Annotated in this window: 11 protein-coding genes; 8 read left to right on the top strand and 3 right to left on the bottom strand. The window is 73.3% G+C overall.

What is annotated here, in order from left to right; genetic code table 11:
* Positions 1-28 precede the first annotated feature (28 nt).
* Entirely contained in the window at positions 29-4,009 is a 3,981-nt protein-coding gene (locus tag ESZ52_RS18065) for a Pls/PosA family non-ribosomal peptide synthetase (RefSeq protein ID WP_131106153.1), read from the top strand.
* Positions 4,006-5,334, top strand: coding sequence for a M1 family metallopeptidase (locus ESZ52_RS18060; RefSeq protein WP_238154375.1), 1,329 nt, complete (start codon positions 4,006-4,008; stop codon positions 5,332-5,334). The genes ESZ52_RS18065 and ESZ52_RS18060 overlap by 4 nt, the downstream gene beginning before the upstream one ends.
* Before the next feature lie 56 nt (positions 5,335-5,390).
* Here the strand turns inward: ESZ52_RS18060 and ESZ52_RS18055 are convergent, their stop codons facing one another.
* Complete coding sequence (locus ESZ52_RS18055) at positions 5,391-5,828, bottom strand: 4'-phosphopantetheinyl transferase family protein (protein ID WP_181009847.1); 438 nt, start codon at positions 5,826-5,828, stop codon at positions 5,391-5,393.
* An 88-nt stretch (positions 5,829-5,916) separates the two neighbouring features.
* Entirely contained in the window at positions 5,917-6,357 is a 441-nt protein-coding gene (locus ESZ52_RS18050; protein ID WP_131106151.1) for a pyridoxamine 5'-phosphate oxidase family protein, read from the bottom strand.
* 181 nt (positions 6,358-6,538) lie between these two features.
* Here ESZ52_RS18050 and fdh point away from each other — a divergent pair, with 181 nt between their 5' ends.
* From fdh to ESZ52_RS18030, 4 genes are read left to right on the top strand one after another with little or no spacing between them, the layout of a single operon-like run.
* Positions 6,539-9,922 (top strand): formate dehydrogenase, encoded by a 3,384-nt coding sequence (fdh, locus tag ESZ52_RS18045; RefSeq protein WP_131106150.1) that lies wholly within the window; start codon positions 6,539-6,541, stop codon positions 9,920-9,922.
* Positions 9,922-11,043, top strand: a complete 1,122-nt coding sequence (locus ESZ52_RS18040; protein WP_131106149.1) for a 4Fe-4S dicluster domain-containing protein — start codon at positions 9,922-9,924, stop codon at positions 11,041-11,043. Before fdh ends, ESZ52_RS18040 begins: the two co-directional genes overlap by 1 nt.
* On the top strand, positions 11,040-12,182 hold the full coding sequence (gene nrfD, locus ESZ52_RS18035) for an NrfD/PsrC family molybdoenzyme membrane anchor subunit (RefSeq protein WP_131106148.1): 1,143 nt from the start codon (positions 11,040-11,042) through the stop codon (positions 12,180-12,182). Before ESZ52_RS18040 ends, nrfD begins: the two co-directional genes overlap by 4 nt.
* Before the next feature lie 40 nt (positions 12,183-12,222).
* Entirely contained in the window at positions 12,223-13,548 is a 1,326-nt protein-coding gene (locus ESZ52_RS18030) for an L-lactate MFS transporter (RefSeq protein WP_131106147.1), read from the top strand.
* Between the two features lie 3 nt (positions 13,549-13,551).
* Here the strand turns inward: ESZ52_RS18030 and selD are convergent, their stop codons facing one another.
* On the bottom strand, positions 13,552-14,556 hold the full coding sequence (gene selD / locus ESZ52_RS18025) for a selenide, water dikinase SelD (RefSeq protein WP_131106146.1): 1,005 nt from the start codon (positions 14,554-14,556) through the stop codon (positions 13,552-13,554).
* 200 nt (positions 14,557-14,756) lie between these two features.
* Between selD and selA the strand changes: the two genes are divergently transcribed.
* Positions 14,757-16,187 carry an L-seryl-tRNA(Sec) selenium transferase gene (gene selA / locus ESZ52_RS18020; RefSeq protein WP_131106145.1) on the top strand — a complete coding sequence of 477 codons (1,431 nt, stop codon included), beginning with the start codon at positions 14,757-14,759 and terminating at the stop codon, positions 16,185-16,187.
* Positions 16,184-18,061 carry a SelB domain-containing protein gene (locus tag ESZ52_RS18015; RefSeq protein WP_131106144.1) on the top strand — a complete coding sequence of 626 codons (1,878 nt, stop codon included), beginning with the start codon at positions 16,184-16,186 and terminating at the stop codon, positions 18,059-18,061. Before selA ends, ESZ52_RS18015 begins: the two co-directional genes overlap by 4 nt.
* Positions 18,062-18,123: the final 62 nt, after the last annotated feature.

Genomic DNA, 18,123 nt, shown 5'->3' with positions numbered 1-18,123 from the left:
AGCCCGGCGGGTGGGGGACACTTCGAGGGTGAGCACATCGCCGGGTCGCCACAGCGGACCGCCCGGCGTTGGTGTCCCGGCCGCCCTGCTGGCCGGCCACCTGGCGCCCGGCCCGCGGACCCTGGTCGACATCCTGCAGCGCACCGTGGAGGCCGCGCCCGACGCGCTCGCCATCGACAGCGGGGGCCGCACGCTGACCTACGCCGAGCTGGCGGCGGCCGCCGACCAGGTGGCCGCCCGGCTGGCCGTCCACGGCGTCGGCCGCGGGGCCAAGGTCGGGATCCGGGTCAGCTCGGGCACGACGGAGCTCTACACCGCGATCCTCGGCGTCCTCGTCGCCGGGGCGGCCTACGTGCCGGTCGACGCCGACGACCCCGACGAGCGGGCCAGGGTGGTCTTCGACGAGGCCGACGTCGCCGCCGTCATCGGCCACGAGCTGGCGATCAGCCCCCGTCCCGGAGGTGCTCCCGGGCGTCCGGGGGAGGCGCCCACCCCGGACGACGACGCCTGGGTGATCTTCACCTCCGGCTCCACCGGCACGCCCAAGGGCGTGGCCGTCACCCACCGCAACGCCGCCGCCTTCGTCGACGCCGAGTCTCGGCTCTTCCTGGCCGGTGACCCCCGCCCCCTGGGACCCGGTGACCGGGTGATGGCGGGGCTGTCCGTGGCCTTCGACGCCAGCTGCGAGGAGATGTGGCTCGCGTGGGCCTCCGGCGCCACCCTGGTGCCCGCCCCGCGCTCCCTGGTCCGGGCCGGGGTCGACGTCGGCCCGTGGCTGCGCGCCAACGACATCACCGTCGTGTCGACGGTGCCCACCCTGGTCGCGCTGTGGCCGACGGCGGCCCTGGAGCAGGTCCGCCTGCTCATCCTGGGCGGCGAGGCCTGCCCCCCGGAGCTCGCTGCGCGGCTGCAGGCCCCGGGGCGGCAGGTCTGGAACACCTACGGACCCACCGAGGCCACGGTGGTGGCCTGCGCCGCGCTCCTCGACGGCACCGAGCCGGTCCGGATCGGGCTGCCGTTGGACGGTTGGGACCTCGCGGTCGTCGACGAGCAGGGACAGCCGGTGCCGGAGGGAGCCAGCGGCCAGCTGATCATCGGCGGCGTGGGCCTGGCCCGTTACCTCGACCCGGTCAAGGATGCGCAGGCGTATGCGCCGATGCCGGGCCTGGGCTGGTCGCGGGCCTACCGCTCCGGGGACATCGTGATCAACGACCCTGCCGGGCTGCTCTTCGGCGGTCGGGCCGACGACCAGATCAAGCTCGGTGGCCGCCGGATCGAGCTGGGTGAGATCGACGGCCAGCTGCTGCGCCTCCCAGGGGTCGTCGGCGCGGCCGCGGCGGTGCGTCGCACCACGGCGGGGAACCAGCTGCTCGTCGGCTACCTGGCGGTCGACGACAGCTTCGACGGCTCCGACGGTCTCGACGGTTTCGACACTGACGCCGCCCAGGCGCTGCTGCGCGAGCGGATGCCGGACGCACTGGTGCCGCGCCTGGCGGTGGTCGAGGACCTGCCCACCCGCACCTCGGGCAAGATCGACCGGGACGCCCTGCCCTGGCCGCTGCCGCCCGCCCGTGGGCTCGGCACCGCGCACCTGACGCCCCTGCAGGCGTGGATCGGGCAGATCTGGGCCGATGTGCTCGGCGCCGAGGTCACCTCCCCCGGGGACGACTTCTTCAGCTTCGGCGGTGGCTCGCTGACCGCTGCGCAGATCGTCGGGCGGCTGCGGGAGCGCTTTCCCGAGGTGGCCGTGGGAGACCTCTACGCGAACCCGACGGTCGGCGCGCTCGCCGCCCTGCTGGACGAGCTCGGTGCCGGGCCGGCCCCGCTGGGCCGCACGGTGCACCCCATCCCGCCCAAGACGCAGGTCGGTCAGGTGCTGGCGCTGCTGCCGCTGCGCACCCTGGCGGCCGGACGCTGGATCGCCTGGGCCATGCTCGTCAGCGTTCTCGCCGGCGAGGTGCTCGACCTGGCCTGGGCCCCTGACCTCCCCTGGCCGGTCGTAGCGCTGACCGCGGTCCTCTTCCCGGTGCCGCCGGTGCGGATGGGCCTGGCTGCCCTCCTCATCCGGGCCACCCTGCGCGGGGTGCGACCCGGCAGCTACCCACGGGGTGGCAAGGTCCACCTGCGGCTGTGGCTGGCCGACCGCATCCAGACCGAGCTGGCCGCCGTCTCCTCCGCCGGCGCGCCCTGGCTCCAGCGCTATGCCCGGGCGCTGGGCGCCGACATCGCCCCCGGCGTCGACCTGCACGCACTGCCTCCCGTCACCGGCTTCCTGCGCATCGGTGAGCGGGCTGCCGTGGAGCCCGAGGTCGACCTCGGGGGCGCCTGGATCGACGGCGACCGCATCCACGTGGGCCCGGTCAGCGTGCGGGCCGGGGCCCGGGTCGGTGCCCGCAGCATGCTGGGCCCCGGCGCGGACGTCGGGCAGGAGGCCGAGGTCGCGCCCGGCTCCTTCGTGCTCGGGGAGGTGCCCGCAGGGGAGTACTGGTCGGGAGCACCGGCCAGCCGCGTCGCGCGACGGGCTCGTGGTGCCTGGACGGACGCGCTGCCCCCGCGAGGCCGGGCTTCGTGGTGGGGGTATGCGGCTGCCGCCCTCCTCGTGTCCGCCCTGCCGGTCCTGGCGGTCGCGGCGGGCGCGTGGGTCGTTCTTGCCCTCGGCTGGGCCTGGTGGGCGCTCGCGGCCCTGGTCGGCTACGCGGTGCTGACCCTGCTCGTGCTGCTCGTGGTGCGCGTCTGTGCCGTGGCGATCCGCCCCGGCCACCACCCGACGCGCTCCGGTCGCGGGCTGGCGGTCTGGACCACGGTCCGCGTCCTCGACGAGGCCCGGACCTGGCTGTTCCCGCTCTACGCCGGCGCCCTCACGCCGGTCTGGCTGCGCCTGCTCGGGGCCCGGGTCGGCCGGGGGGTCGAGGCCTCGACGGTGCTGCTCATCCCCTCGCTGGCGCAGGTCAACGACCACGCCTTCCTCGCCGACGACACCCTGATCGGCGCCTACGAGCTCAGCCACGGCTGGATGCGGGTCGAGCGGGTCAAGGTGGGCAAGCGCGCCTTCGTCGGCAACTCCGGCATGGTCTCGGCCGGCCGCAAGGTCCCACGGGAGGCGTTGGTGGCGGTCCTGTCGGCGGCCCCGCGGCGCAAGAGCGTCAAGGCCGGCTCGTCCTACCTGGGCAGCCCGCCCACCCGGCTGCGGCGAGCGGCCGGCGAGACCGACACCAGCCGCACCTACGCCCCGCCCCGGCGCCTGCGCGTGGCCCGGGGACTCATCGAGACGCTGCGGCTCGTCCCCCTCCTGCTGCACGTCCTGCTCCACCTCGGCGTGGCGGTGGCCCTGCTCGCGCTGCTGCGCTGGCACGTCGTGGCGGCCTTCGCCCTGGGCGGCGTGGTGATGATCGCCGCCGGGCTGCTGGCGGCCCTGGTCGCCTGGGCGGCCAAGTGGACGATCGTCGGGCGCCATACCGTCCGCGAGCACCCGTTGTGGTCCTCCTTCGTGTGGCGCAACGAGCTGGCGGACTCCTTCACCGAGGTGCTGGCCGTGCCGTGGTTCGCCTCCGTGACCCAGGGCACGGTGGTGCTCAACGTCTGGCTGCGCATGCTGGGGGCACGCATCGGACGCGGCGTCTGGTGCGACAGCTACTGGCTGCCGGAGACGGACCTGGTAGAGCTGCGCGACGGGGCGACGGTCAACCACGGCTGCGTGGTGCAGACCCACCTGTTCCACGACCGGGTCCTGAGCATGGACAGAGTCACCCTGGAGGCAGGTGCGACCCTGGGCCCGAACAGCGTGATCCTGCCGGCCGCGACCCTCGGCCGGCACAGCACGATCGGCCCGCTCTCGCTCGTGATGCGGGGGGAGTCCGTGCCCGCCCAGACCCGCTGGGTCGGCAACCCCATCGGCCCGTGGGACGACACCGGCGGTCAGCCGGGCAGCAACGAGGGCAGCAACGAGGCTGGCATCGAGGTCGGCAACGAGAGCAGCACGAACCCGAGCGAGAAGGAGCAGGTCCGGTGAAGAGCCTGAAGGGCGCCAACGGCGGGAGGGGCGCGGACCCCTACGTCCCGGGCCACGGCGACCTGTCCTACGAGGTGCTCCACCACGACCTCACCCTGACCTACGCCCTGACCAGCAACCGGCTCGAGGGGGAGGCGGTGCTGACCTGCCGGGCCGTGGGACGGCTCACCCAGCTGCGTCTGGACCTGGCGCTGAAGGCGAGCAAGGTCACCGTCTCGGGACACCCGGTCACCAGGTTCCGCTCCAGCGGCGGCCAGCTGCTGGTGACCCTGCCCGAGCCGGTCGAGCCGGGCTCGCGGGTGACCGTCCGGGTCCGGTATGCCGGCAACCCCGCCCCCCTCCGCCTCCCGGGCTTCGACCCCGCGGGCTGGGAGGAGCTCGAGGACGGGGTCATCGTGGCCTCCCAGCCGCACGGCGCGTCCTCGTGGATGCCCTGCAACAACCGGCCGTCGTCGCGCTCTACCTACGACCTGACCTTCACCACCGCCGCGGACTACCACGTCGAGTTCAGCGGTGAGCCGGTGTCCTCGCGACGGCACGGCGCGAGCCGGACCTGGGTCTTCCGCCAGGAGCACCCGATCCCCGCCTACCTGGCGACCGTCCAGGTCGGCCCCTACGCCGTGACCGAGCAGGAGGGGCCGGTGCCGATCAGGGTCGTGGGGCCGGCGGGGGTCCGGGGTGCGGGGTTCGCCGCCTCGTTCGGCCGGCAGCCGGAGATGATGTCCTGCTTCGTCGAGGCGTTCGGCCCCTACCCCTACCCCTCCTACACCGCGGTCATCACCGAGGACGAGCTGGAGATCCCGCTGGAGTCGGCGTCGCTGTCGACCTTCGGGCGCAACTTCGTCTCCGACGACTGGGAGAACGTCCGGCTCGTGGCCCACGAGCTGGCCCACCAGTGGTTCGGCAACGCGGTGACCGCCGAGCGATGGTCCGACATCTGGCTGCACGAGGGCTTCGCCTGCTACGCGGAGTGGCTCTGGTCCGAGGCGTCCGGTGGACGGACGGCGCAGGAGTGGGCCGAGCACCACCACGGGCTGCTGGCCGAGGGTGAGGACCAGCCCGCACCCCTGACCGGGCCGACGGCGGCGCACATGTTCGACGACTGGGTCTACAAGCGCGGGGCCCTCACCCTGCACGCGCTGCGGGTGGAGGTCGGTGACGACCTCTTCTTCGAGTGCCTGCGGACCTGGGTGGCGGCGCACCAGCACGCCAGCGTGACCACGGCCCAGCTCCTCGCCCACTGCGCCGAGGTCGCCGGCCGGGACCTCGCCCCGGTCCTGCGTCCGTGGCTGGACTCGCCCCGGCTGCCGGACCTGCCCTCCTGAGGTCGGGCAGGCCGGTGCCGGCGCCCTCGGTCCCCGCAGTCACCAGTGTCGGTGCCTCACAGGGGTCCTGCGAGGACCGCCACCAGCCCGTCGGGGGCCGGCAGGTCGACGAGCGCGCGCTGCTGCCGCAGCACGACCGTCGACATCGGCAGCGTCAGGCCGGTCCCCCGTCGTTTGAGCACCGCCTCCTTGGCCGCCCAGCACCGGGCCCGCTCCCGGGCCGAGCCGGCCGACTCGCCCGGAGCCAGCACGAGGTCCTCCGGCCAGGCACGGGCCACGTCCTGCACCACCTCGACGTCCACGCCGAGCGGCCCGCGCAGGGAGGCGGCGGTGACCACATACCCCCCGCCCCGGGAGAGGGAGACGTGGACCTCGCGGCTGGCTCCGTCCTCCCCCTCCCCGGCGGTATGCCGAGCCCATGGCCGGCCGTGCTGGTGCGACCCGCACCGGGCGCAGAGCCGGCCCACCGCCACCTCACCGGGGCCGAGCAGCACGGCCAGGTGCCGGCGCAGGGCCTCGTCGGCCGGGGTCCGACCCCGGTGCCAGAGGACGACGCCGTCGTCCGCAGCGGTGTCCAGCGGCTCAGGCCTCGTCCCGCGGCACGATGTGCCGCCAGGGTCGGGCCAGGTGGTACTCGCGACCGGTGACCTCCTCGACCGTGATGGCCACGACGTTGAACTTCTGGTTGTCCACCCAGGGGCGCAGCCGCAGGTGGTCCGCCTGGCGGGCCGCGTCGCCCTCGAGGATCCTGGCCTTGCCCCGCGCCACGACGCTCCAGGCGACCTCCTCGCCGTCGGCGACGTGGTCGATCTCGAAGGCGACGTCCTCGTGCATCGCCACGCCGAGCAGCTTGGAGCCCTCGGCGGTGCGGAAGTAGATCGAGTCCTCGTGGACCGCGTAGTTGACCGGGGCGATGTGGACCTCGTCGGCGAGGTGGTAGGCCAGCCGCCCGAACTCGGTCTGCGCCAGCCTGGTCCAGCACTCCTGCTCGGTCAGGACCTGGTTGAGGTGTGCGTCGGTCATGAGTGCGCCTCCCGTTGCTGGTGACTCCAGTCTATGACAGCTCGTCGTAGCGGTCCTGGGCGGAGGTCGCAGCGTCGGCGGAGGCGGGAGCCGGCAGCCGGTCTGCTTCGGGTGGCGGAAACCACCGGCCGCGCTACGGTGGACGCGGTGGCGCTGGAGCGACCGGAAAGGGGTACCGACCATGGCGAAGAAGGACTCGACCTTCCTGGGCTGGCCAGTCCTGCGGCAGCTGGCCTCGGGGGACCTGCTCGGGCGGGGGACCTCGGTCACCTCGCGGCGGACCCGCGAGATCCAACCCCGGACGACCACGGCCGACCGGGTGGTGCAGAGCGTGTGCCCCTACTGCGCGGTGGGGTGCGGCCAGAAGATCTTCGTCAAGGACGAGAAGATCGTGCAGATCGAGGGCGACCCGGACTCGCCCGTGAGCCGCGGGCGGCTGTGCCCCAAGGGGGCGGCCAGCGAGCAGCTGGTCAACTCGCCGACCCGTCAGACCACCATGCTCTACCGGGCCCCGGGTGCCACCGAGTGGCAGACCCTCGACCTGGACACCGCCATCGAGATGGTCGCCGACCGCTACCTGGAGGCCAGGCGCAACGGCTGGCAGGATCTGGACGAGAAGGGCCGCCGGGTGCGCCGCACCATGGGGATCGCCTCGCTCGGGGGAGCCACCCTCGACAACGAGGAGAACTACCTCATGAAGAAGCTGTTCACGGCTTCGGGGGCGATCCAGATCGAGAACCAGGCCCGGATATGACACAGCTCCACGGTTCCCAGTCTGGGAGCCTCGTTCGGCCGCGGTGGCGCCACCCAGTCCTTGCAGGACATGGCCAACGCCGACTGCGTGATCATCCAGGGGTCCAACATGGCCGAGTGCCATCCGGTGGGCTTCCAGTGGGTCTCCGAGGCCAAGGCCCGGGGCGCGCGGGTCATCCACATCGACCCCCGGTTCACCCGCACCTCGGCGATCGCTGACACGCACGTCCCGATCCGGGCCGGCACCGACGTCGTCCTGCTCGGCGCGCTGATCAACCACGTGCTGACCAACGACCTCTACTTCCACGACTACGTCGTCTCCTACACCAACGCCGCCACGCTGATCAACGAGGACTACGTCGACACCGAGGACCTCGACGGCGTGTTCTCCGGCTACGACCCGGCGACCGGCGCGTACGACCCGTCCTCGTGGGCCTACGAGGCCCGGGCCGACGGCGGTCCCGGCTCCGACGACGACATCGACGGCCCGGCCGGCGAGGAGGAGGGTGGGTCCACGGACCGGGCCCGGGCCGGCGGCCACGAGCTCGGCTCCGGCGGCCCGGCGCTCGAGCACGCCAAGGTGGTCAGGGACGAGACCCTGCAGCACCCGCGCTCGGTCTTCCAGATCCTCAAGCGGCACTACCAGCGCTACACCCCGGAGATGGTCGAGGAGGTGTGCGGCATACCCGTCGCGCAGTTCCACGAGGTGGCTAGGGCGCTCACCGAGAACTCGGGGCGCGAGCGGACCACGGCGTTCGCCTACGCGCTGGGCTGGACCCAGCACAGCCTGGGCGCCCAGTTCATCCGGACCGCGGCGATCCTGCAGCTGCTCATGGGCAACATGGGTCGGCCGGGCGGCGGGATCATGGCGCTGCGGGGCCACGCCAGCATCCAGGGCTCGACCGACATCCCGACCCTGTTCAACCTGCTGCCGGGCTACCTGCCGATGCCGGTGGCCGGCCAGCACGACACCCTGCAGGACTACCTGGCGGCGATCGCCTCACCGTTGCAGAAGGGCTTCTGGACCAACGCCGACGCCTACACCGCCAGCCTGCTCAAGTCCTGGTTCGGGGACGCGGCGACGCCGGAGAACGACTTCTGCTACGACTACCTGCCCCGGCTGACCGGTGCCCACGGCACCTACCAGACCACGATGGGGATGCTGGAGGACAAGGTCGACGGCTACTTCGTCGTGGGCCAGAACCCCGCTGTCGGCTCCGCCCACGCGCGGATGCAGCGGATGGCGCTGAGCCACCTGAAGTGGCTGGTCGTGCGGGACCTGCAGCTGATCGAGACCGCCACCTTCTGGAAGGACTCCCCGGAGATCGCCAACGGCGAGCTGCGCCCGGAGGACATCCAGACGGAGGTCTTCTTCTTCCCGGCCGCCAGCTTCGCCGAGAAGTCGGGCACCTTCACCCAGACCCAGCGCATGCTGCAGTGGCGCCACCAGGCGGTGCGGCCGCCGGGCGACGCCCAGAGCGAGCTCGACTTCTTCCACGAGCTCGGCGTGCGGATCCGGGCCAAGCTGGCCGGCTCCACCGACGAGCGGGACCGTCCCCTGCTGGACATGACCTGGGACTACCCCAAGGACGAGCACGGGGAGGTCGACGCCGAGGCGGTCCTGCGGGAGGTCAACGGCTACCACCTCACCGGTGAGAAGGCCGGACAGCTGCTCGACGGCTTCGTCCAGATGAAGGCCGACGGCTCGACCTCCGGCGGCTGCTGGATCTACTCCGGCGTCTTCGCCGGCGGTGTCAACCGGCCCGCCAAGCGGGTGCCGGCCAAGGACCAGGATGATGTCGCGCACGACTGGGGCTGGGCCTGGCCGATGAACCGCCGGATCCTCTACAACCGCGCCTCCGCCGACCCCGAGGGTCGTCCGTGGAGCGAGCGGAAGGCCTACATCTGGTGGGACGAGGAGGAAGGTAAGTGGACGGGCAAGGACGTCCCCGACTTCCCCGTCGACCGCGCACCGGGCTTCAGACCCGACCCCGACGTCGGTGGTCCGGCGGCGCTCGCCGGGGACGACCCGTTCATCATGCAGGCCGACGGCAAGGGCTGGTTGTTCGCTCCGCGCGGTATGGCGGACGGGCCCCTGCCCACGCACTACGAGGCCCAGGAGTCGCCGGTCAGCAACCCGCTCTACACCCAGCAGCGCAACCCTGCCCGTCTGGTGTTCCCGCGCAAGGACAACCTGTGGAGCCCCTCGGGTGGCGAGCCCGGCAACGACGTCTACCCGTACGTCTTCACCACCTACCGGCTCACCGAGCACCACACGGCGGGCGGCATGAGCCGCTGGTTGCCCTACCTCTCCGAGCTGCAGCCGGAGATGTTCTGCGAAGTCTCCCGGGAGCTGGCGCAGGAGCGCGGGCTGGTCAACGGTGAGTGGGCCACCATCGTCAGCCCTCGCGCGGCGATCGAGGCCCGGGTCATGGTGACCGACCGGGTCAGGCCGGTCACGGTCGGTGGCCGCACCGTGCACCAGATCGGTCTGCCCTACCACTGGGGCGTCGGCCGGGACGCGGTCGTCGAGGGCGACGCGGCCAACGACCTGCTCGGTGTCGTGCTCGACCCGAACGTGCACATCCAGGAGTCCAAGGTGGGCTCGTGCGACATCCAACCGGGTCGCCGACCGCGTGGTGAGGCGCTGCTGCGCCTCGTCGCCGAGTACCAGTCCCGGTCCGGGAGCACCGCCGAGACCGGCAACGAGCGGGTCGACGAGGTCTCCCCGGAGATGGCGCAGCGACGGGCCGCGACCATCGCCCCACCGCAGGATCCCCGCCCGGTCGACGGCCACGAAGGAGACAACTGATGGGTTACCTCGCGCGCCAGCTCGCCGGACGCACCGATGTGGCGGCGGACTCCGGCTGGGAGGACGCACCCAGCCGCAAGGGCTTCTTCACCGACACCTCGATCTGTATCGGCTGCAAGGCCTGCGAGGTGGCGTGCAAGGAGTGGAACGCCCTGCCGATGGACGACCTGGGCCTGAGCGCCAACTCCTACGACAACACCGGTGACCTGGGCGCCAGCACGTGGCGGCACGTCGCCTTCGTCGAGCAGACCCAGGACCGGATCCTGCAGGCCCGGGAGTCGGGGCGGCGCCTCGTCGACCTGGGGATGCCGGGCATCGGTGCCCCGGAGGGCGCGGGGGCCGGGCAACCCGCGCCGGCAGGTGCTCCGCAGGGTGCGGCGTCCGCCCCGACCGCGGCCCCGCCGGCCGGGTACGGCACGCCCCCGGCACCGTTCGACGACCACGGCCCCGACCTGCGGGACATGCTGCAGAGCAGCACCACCGTCGACGGGCACAAGATCGTCGGGCCGATGCCGGAGTTCCGCTGGCTGATGTCCTCCGACGTCTGCAAGCACTGCACGCACGCCGGATGTCTCGACGTGTGCCCCACCGGCGCGCTCTTCCGCAGCGAGCACGGCACCGTCGTGGTCCAGCCCGACGTCTGCAACGGCTGTGGCTACTGCGTGGGCGCCTGCCCGTTCGGGGTGATCGAGCGGCGCGACGAGTCGGCCGTCTCGGTCCGGGCCGACGGGCACGTGCCCAATGTGGGCATCGCGCAGAAGTGCACGCTGTGCTACGACCGTCTGGTCGAGGACCAGATGCCCGCGTGCGCGCAGACCTGCCCCACGACCTCGATCAAGTTCGGTGACCGCGACCAGCTGGTCGCGGAGGCCCAGGAGCGGGTCACCCACCTGCACGAGCAGGGCTTCACGGAGGCCCGGCTCTACGGCGCCAACGACGACGACGGCGTGGGCGGCACCGGTTCGGTCTTCCTGCTCCTCGACGAGCCCGAGGTCTACGGCCTGCCGCCGGACCCGATCGTCCCCACCGCCGAGCTGCCCGCCATGTTCCGCAAGGCCGGCCTGGCCGGGCTGGGCCTGCTCGGCGCCGGCGCCCTGGCCTTCCTCGGGAGGCGTGGATGACGACCTCCGACTTCGACAGCTACCGGCCGCCGGACGAGGGGGTGCGCCGCCGGCGGCGACCCTCCGTCCGCGACGCGGCCAGCGGCGCGGCCCGCGACCTGGCCAGGAGCGGGCGCAGCTGGCTCAACCGGGACGGAGGCGGCGCACGGGAGGCACCCGCCGTCCCGGACGCCCAGTTCTCCGCCTACTACGGCCAGCCCATCATCAAGGCGGTGCCGTGGAAGCACGAGATCCCCGCCTACCTCTTCCTCGGTGGGATCGCCGCGGGCTCGGGCATCATCGCCTCGGGCGCCGCCGCCACCGGCCGTCCGGTGCTGCGGCGTAACAGCCGCTACACCGCGATGACCACCGTCGCCCTCAGCGGCGCCGCGCTCGTCGCCGACCTCGGCCGGCCGGAGCGCTTCCTCAACATGCTGCGCACGGTCAAGCTGACTTCCCCGATGTCGGTCGGCACCTGGATCCTGTCCGGGTATGCCGCGTTCGCCGGCGTGACCACGGCGGCCGAGCTGGCCCGCGTCGTGCGGACCAGCCCCGGCACCGTCCTGGACCTGGCCAAGCAGGCGCTGCGGGTCGCCGACCCGCCCGCCGCGGTGGGGCAGGCCCTCTTCGGGCCGCCGCTGGCCGCATACACCGCCGTGCTGCTCTCCGACACCGTGACCCCGGTGTGGTTCGAGAGCCGCAGCCACCTGCCCTTCGTCTTCGTCGCGTCCGCCGCGATGGCCTCGGGCGGGGTGCAGATGATCCTCAGCCCCACCGGCGAGACCGGACCGGCCCGGCGCTTCGCGATGCTCGGTGCCGCCACCGACCTGGTCGCGATGCAGCGCCTCGAGCACCACCTGTCCGACCTGGAGCTCAACGAGCCGGTGGAGACGGGCGAGGCCGGGCGGATGCTGCGGCTGGCCAAGGCGCTGACCATCGCCGGCGGCCTCGGCACCCTGCTCTCCGGGCGCAGCCGCGCCCTCGCGGTCGCCTCCGGCACGGCGCTGGCCGCGGCATCGGCACTGACCCGCTTCGGCATGGTCGAGGCCGGGATGGTCTCGGCCAAGGACCCCAAGTACACCGTCGGTCCGCAGAAGCGGCGACTGGAGGAGCGCCGCAGCAGCGGCACCGTTCACGACAGCATCGTCACCGTCCGCTGAGGACGGCGCGGCGCACCACCGTCAACCGCAGGGAGACCCGATGAGCGCAGAGAGAACCTCCACCGGCGGCAACCGCCTGCTGATCCTGGCCGGCGGCGTCCTGGTCCAGCTGGCCATCGGCGCCGTCTACGCGTGGAGCACCTTCAGCAGGGCGATCCTGGCCGAGCCGTCGGCCTTCTCCCTGTCCACGGTGGAGGCGACGCTGCCGTTCACGGTCGCCATCGGGATGATCTTCGTCGGCACCTTCCTCGGTGGTCGGATGCAGGACCAGCGCGGGCCGCGTCCCGTCGCGCTCATCGGTGTCACGATCTACTCGCTGGGCATCATCCTGGCCAGCTTCGCCCGGGACGACAGCGACCTATGGCTGCTCATCCTCGGCTACGGCGTGCTCGGCGGCTTCGGCCTCGGCCTGGCCTACATCGTGCCGATCGCCATGCTGCAGAAGTGGTTCCCGGACAAGCGCGGCCTGATCACCGGCATCGCGGTCGGCGGCTTCGGCTTCGGCGCGGTGATCACCTCACCCCTGGCCCAGGCGATGATCGAGGGCAGCGAGGCCTACCAGCTGCACCCGACCAAGGTCTTCCTCTGGCTCGGCATCGCCTACCTCGTCGCCGGCCTGCTCGGCGCCTCGGTCTTCCGCAACCCGCCGGAGGGGTATGTCGTCCCCGGCCAGGCCGCGGCCCCGGCGGGCCAGGGCTCCGGCGTCACGAGCGAGCAGGAGGCGGCGCCCGTCAAGGTGGCCCCCTACGACTTCACCCAGCAGGAGGCGCTGCGCACCCCGCAGTGGTACCTGCTCGTGCTCATCCTCACCATCTCGGTCACGGCCGGCATCTCCTTCATCTCCCTGGCTGCCGCCACGGCGACCGACGTGGCCGGCTTCACCGCTGCCGGTGCGGCCACCCTGGTCGGCATCATGGGCCTGTTCAACGGGGCCGGCCGCATCCTGTGGGCCGGACTGTCGGACCGGATCGGCCGTCGGATCGCCTTCGTCGGGATCCTGGGCCTGCAGGGCCTGGCGCTGGTGGCCATCCCGCACGCCAGCAACATGGTGCTCTTCTACGTCCTCGCCGCGCTGATCTACCTCTGCTACGGCGGGGCCTTCGGCACCCTGCCCTCGACCGCCAGCGACTTCTTCGGGGTGCGGTACTCCGGCGCCATCTACGGCCTGATGCTCATCGGCTGGTCGATCGGCGGCGTCATCGGCCCACTGCTGATCTCCTGGCTGGTCGGCGAGGACGACGCCTACGCGCTGGGCTTCACCGTCGTCGGCCTCATCGCCGTGATCGGCGCCGTCGTGCCGCTGATCACCCGGCCCCCCAAGCCGCCGGCCAGCGCCGAGCGCGCAGGTGCGGTCGAGGCCACCTGAGCGTCACACGACCTGCAGGAGGATCCCTTCGCCCAGCGAACCGCCGGGCAGGGTCTCCCCGACCACGGGGGCACCCGGCACCTCGCCCACGACGAGCAGCCCGCCGGAGGTCTGCGCGTCGGCCAGCAGGAGCAGCTCGTCCTCGCTGACCCCGTCGGCGCGCAGGTGCGGCCGGACCCAGTCCAGGTTCCGGCGGGAGCCGCCCGGGACGTGCCCGGCGGCCAGGGCCTGCCGGGCACCGTCGACGTAGGGCACGGCGGAGGAGTCGATGCGTGCAGCGACCCCGGACGCCCGGCACATCTTGTACAGGTGGCCCAGCAGCCCGAAGCCGGTGACGTCGGTCGCGGCCGTGACGCCCGCCTCGAGCGCCGCCCGGGAGGCGTCGCGGTTGAGGGCGACCATGCTCGCGATCGCCTCCTCGCTGACCTCTCCGGTGCTCTTGTGCCGGTTGTTGAGCACCCCGACGCCCAGCGGTTTGGTCAGGCTGATCGGCAGCCCGGCCTCGGCCGCGTCGTTGCGCATCAGCCGGTCGGGGTCTGCGGTGCCGGTGACCGCCATGCCGTAGATCGGTTCCGGCGCATCGATGCTGTGCCCGCCGAGGACGGGGCAGCCCGCCTCGGTCGCGACGTCGAGGCCACCGCGCAGCACCTCGCGGAGCAGCTCGGTGGGCAGGGCCTCGCGTGGCCAGGCGACGAGGTTGATCGCCATCAGAGGCGTGCCGCCCATCGCGTAGACGTCGGAGAGGGCGTTGGCGGCCGCGATCCGGCCCCAGTCGTAGGCGTCGTCGACGACGGGGGTGAAGAAGTCCGAGGTCGACACGACCGCCACCCCGCCCTCGATCCGCACCGCCGCCGCGTCGTCGCCGTCGTCGAGGCCGACCAGCACCTCCGCCCCCGGCGGGTGCTTGAGCCCCTGCAGACCGGCCACGATCTGCTCCAGCTCACCGGCGGGGATCTTGCAGGCGCAGCCGCCGCCGCGCGCGAACTGGGTCAGCCGGATCGCGTCCATGGCCCGAGGGTAGCCCCGGCGGATGCCTCCCCGACCGGCGACACGGTTTGCCCCCGACCGGCGACACGGTTTGCCCCCGACCGGCGACGCGTTCTGCCCCCGACCCGGTGGCCTGCGGTCGACCGGCCCCCTCAACCTCTCGCCGCTGTCTAGGGTGGGGGCAGCAACCCGAATCACCTGCACAGGATGGGAGCTCACGGGTGAGCCAGACCGATGCGCGACGGGCGATCCCGCGAACCGACACATTGCTCGCGAGCCCACCCTTCGTGGCCGCCGTCGACCGGCTAGGTCGGGCGTCGGTGCGGGCCGCGGTCGTGGCCGCCCAGGACCAGGCCCGGCGGGGTGAGATCGCGCCCGACGACGTGGCGGCATCCGCCCTCGCCGCGCTGCCCACCAGGACCAGCTCGCTGACCCCCGTGCTCAACGCGACCGGTGTCGTGGTGCACACCAACATCGGTCGAGCGCCGCTGTCCCGCGCGGCGACGGAAGCCGTCCTCGACGCCGCCGGGTACGTCGACGTCGAGATGGACCTGGCCACCGGCCAACGAGCCCGTCGTGGCGCCGGTGCGCTGCAGGCGCTCCTCCAGGCGGTCCCGCCCGCCGAGGGCGCCCTGGTGGTGAACAACGGCGCCGCCGCCCTCGTCCTCGCCACGACCACCCTGGCCGCGGGCCGCGAGGTCGTCGTCTCCCGTGGAGAGATGGTGGAGATCGGCGACGGCTTCCGTCTGCCCGACCTCATCGCCTCCACCGGCGCACGGCTGCGGGAGGTGGGCACGACCAACCGGACCCACCTGCGGGACTACACCGACGCCATCGGCCCGGACACCGGCTGCGTGCTGAAGGTGCACCCCAGCAACTTTCGCGTCGAGGGGTTCGTCTCCGCCGTGGGCCTGCCGGAGCTGGGCGACCTGCGACGCCCGGACGGCAGCCCGGTCCCGGTCGTCGCCGACATCGGCTCCGGCCTGCTTGCCCCCGACCCGCTGCTGCCGGACGAGCCCGACGCCACCACCGCCCTGCGCGAGGGAGGAGTGACCCTGGTGACCGCCAGCGGGGACAAGCTGCTCGGTGGCCCCCAGGCGGGGATCGTCCTGGGGGTGGCGGAGACCGTGGAGCGGCTGCGCCGCCACCCCCTCGCGCGGGCGGTGCGCGTCGACAAGCTGACCCTGGCCGCCCTCGAGGCGACGGTCCGGGCCGGTGCCGTCCCGGTCCAGGAGGCACTCCACCGCACGGCCGAGGAGCTGCGGCCGCGGGTCTCCCGGTTGGCCGCCGCCCTGGGTCGGGAGGTCGTTCCCGTCGCGGGGCGGGTCGGCGGGGGCGGCGCACCCGGTGTCCCCCTTCCCGGGTATGCCGTCGAGGTGCCGGTCGACGTCGTCACCCGGCTGCGCCGTCCTGGCCGCGGCGCCGACGGCGACGACCTGCCGGTCGTCCTGGCCCGCGTGGAGGACGGAAGAGGTCTGGTGGACCTGCGCTGCATACCTCCGGACCGGGACCAGGACCTGCTGAGGGCGCTGCAGGCTGCGCTGGGGGCCGGTGCTGACCAGGGCCGGCAGGTAGATCGCCCGACCACCGGGCTGGTCGACGACGGCACCGCGACCGACGGTCCCGTCGACGTCGTCCGCCCGGTCCGATGAAGCGGGTGCTGGCTACGGCCGGCCACGTCGACCACGGCAAGTCGACGCTGGTCCGCGCGTTGACCGGACGGGAACCGGACCGGCTCGCGGAGGAGCGGGCGCGGGGGCTGACGATCGAGCTGGGGTTCGCGTGGACGCGCCTGCCGAGCGGTGCGGACATCGCCTTCGTCGACGTGCCAGGGCACCGGCGGTTCATCGGCACGACGCTCGCCGGCCTGGGACCGGCCACCGCCGTGGTGTTCGTGGTCGCCGCCGACCAGGGCTGGCAGGCACAGAGCTCGGAGCACCTGGCCGCGCTGCGCGCGCTGGGCATCCGCGACGGGGTGCTGGTGCTGACCCGGAGCGACCTGGCGGACGCGGACAGGGTCGAGCAGGTGCGGGGAGAGGCCGCGAGGCGGCTGTCGGCTGCCGGTCTGGAGGTGCCGGGCGTCGCCGTGTCCGCCCGCTCGGGCGCGGGCATGGACGAGCTGCGCGAGGCTCTCGACGCGCTCGTCGCCAGGATACCCCACCCCGATCCGGACGCACCGGTCCGGCTCTGGTGCGACCGCTCATTCACCATCCAGGGCTCGGGCACCGTGGTGACCGGCACCCTGGGCGCCGGGACCCTGCGCGTCGGCGACCACCTTGCGCTGGTGTCCTCGGCCGGCGCCCGGGAGGCGGTCGTCCGGGGCCTGCAGAGCGAGGACGTCGCGCACGAGAGCGTCGGCCCCGTCTCCCGGGTCGCGGTCAACCTGCGCCGGGTGGACGCCGCAGAGGCGGGTCGGGAGTCGGTGCTCATCACCCCCGGTGCCTTCGCCCTGGCCCGCGTGATCGACGTCCGGCTGGAGCCGGTCACGACCGGTGACGAGCCGCCGACCGGCGCTGGTCGCTCCGCCGGTGCTGATGGCTCCGACGGTCTCCCGGCCCGGGTGACGCTGCACGTGGGGTCGGCCGACCACCCGGCGCGCACCAGACCGCTCGGCGGCTTGCATGCGCGGGTCAGCCTCGACCAGGTTCTGCCCTGGCGGGTGGGGGACCGGGCCCTCCTGCGAGACCCCGGCACCCGGCAGCTGTGGTCCGCGCAGGTCGTCGACGTCGACCCGTTGCCGCTGCGCCGACGCGGCGCGGCCCGCCGCCGGGCCGAGGCGCTCGAGGGTGCGGATGCCCGTTCCCTCGCCGACGTGCGTCTGCGCTCGCGTCAGGCTGATCACCCCGGCGCGCTGGAGCAGCTGGGGCTGAGCGAGCCCGCCGAGGCCGTGCGTGTCGGCGGCTGGTGGGTGGATCCCGCGGCGGTGCAGGTATGGAGCCAGCGGGTGGTCGAGGGCGTGCGCGAGCACCACGCGACCCACCCCCTGAGCCCTGGACTGGCGATGGCAGAGGTCGCGCATCTCCTGGAGCTGCCGGAGCATCTTCGGACCGCCACTGACGGGGGCTCTCTGCCCTCCGGCCTGCCGACCCCCGCGCCCGAGCTCGTGCGTCACGTCGTGGTCGCTGCGGGGCTGAGGACCACCGACGGCCGCGTGCACGCCCCCGGCCACGGTGGTCTGGGCCGCGCGGAGAGCGCCGTAACGGAGCTCGAGGTGCGTCTGCGCGCCGCACCCTTCGCCGCGCCGGAGCGGGAGGAGCTCTCGCGGCTGGGGCTGGGGTCGACCGAGCTGGCTGCCGCGGCGCGTCAGGGCCGGTTGCTGCGCCTCCCGGACGACATCGTACTGCTCCCCGACGGCCCTGCCCGGGCGATGCGCGAGCTCGCTGCCCTGGAGCAGCCGTTCACGCTCAGCCAGGCCCGCCAGGCCCTCGGAACGACCCGCCGAGTGGCGGTGCCGCTGCTGGAGCACCTGGACGGTCGGGGGTGGACCCGCCGCGTCGACGGCCAGCGGCGCCAGGTGGTCCGCTGACCGGAAGTCGGTCCAGCTCGTCCGCCAGGCGCACGAGCAGCCGGGTCAGCTCCTGCCGGTCG

Source organism: Ornithinimicrobium sufpigmenti (assembly GCF_004322775.1).
Taxonomy (GTDB): domain Bacteria; phylum Actinomycetota; class Actinomycetes; order Actinomycetales; family Dermatophilaceae; genus Ornithinicoccus; species Ornithinicoccus sufpigmenti.
Note: the sequence above shows the minus strand (reverse complement) of the source record. Positions and strands in the feature narration are given on the sequence as shown.

Bases quoted from the DNA above. Each gene is read 5' to 3' on its own strand.
- ESZ52_RS18050 (WP_131106151.1), bottom strand. From the start codon at position 6,357: ATGACCGACGCACACCTCAACCAGGTCCTGACCGAGCAGGAGTGCTGG.
- ESZ52_RS18040 (WP_131106149.1), top strand. From the start codon at position 9,922: ATGGGTTACCTCGCGCGCCAGCTCGCCGGACGCACCGATGTGGCGGCG.
- nrfD (WP_131106148.1), top strand. From the start codon at position 11,040: ATGACGACCTCCGACTTCGACAGCTACCGGCCGCCGGACGAGGGGGTG.
- ESZ52_RS18030 (WP_131106147.1), top strand. From the start codon at position 12,223: ATGAGCGCAGAGAGAACCTCCACCGGCGGCAACCGCCTGCTGATCCTG.
- selD (WP_131106146.1), bottom strand. From the start codon at position 14,556: ATGGACGCGATCCGGCTGACCCAGTTCGCGCGCGGCGGCGGCTGCGCC.
- ESZ52_RS18015 (WP_131106144.1), top strand. From the start codon at position 16,184: ATGAAGCGGGTGCTGGCTACGGCCGGCCACGTCGACCACGGCAAGTCG.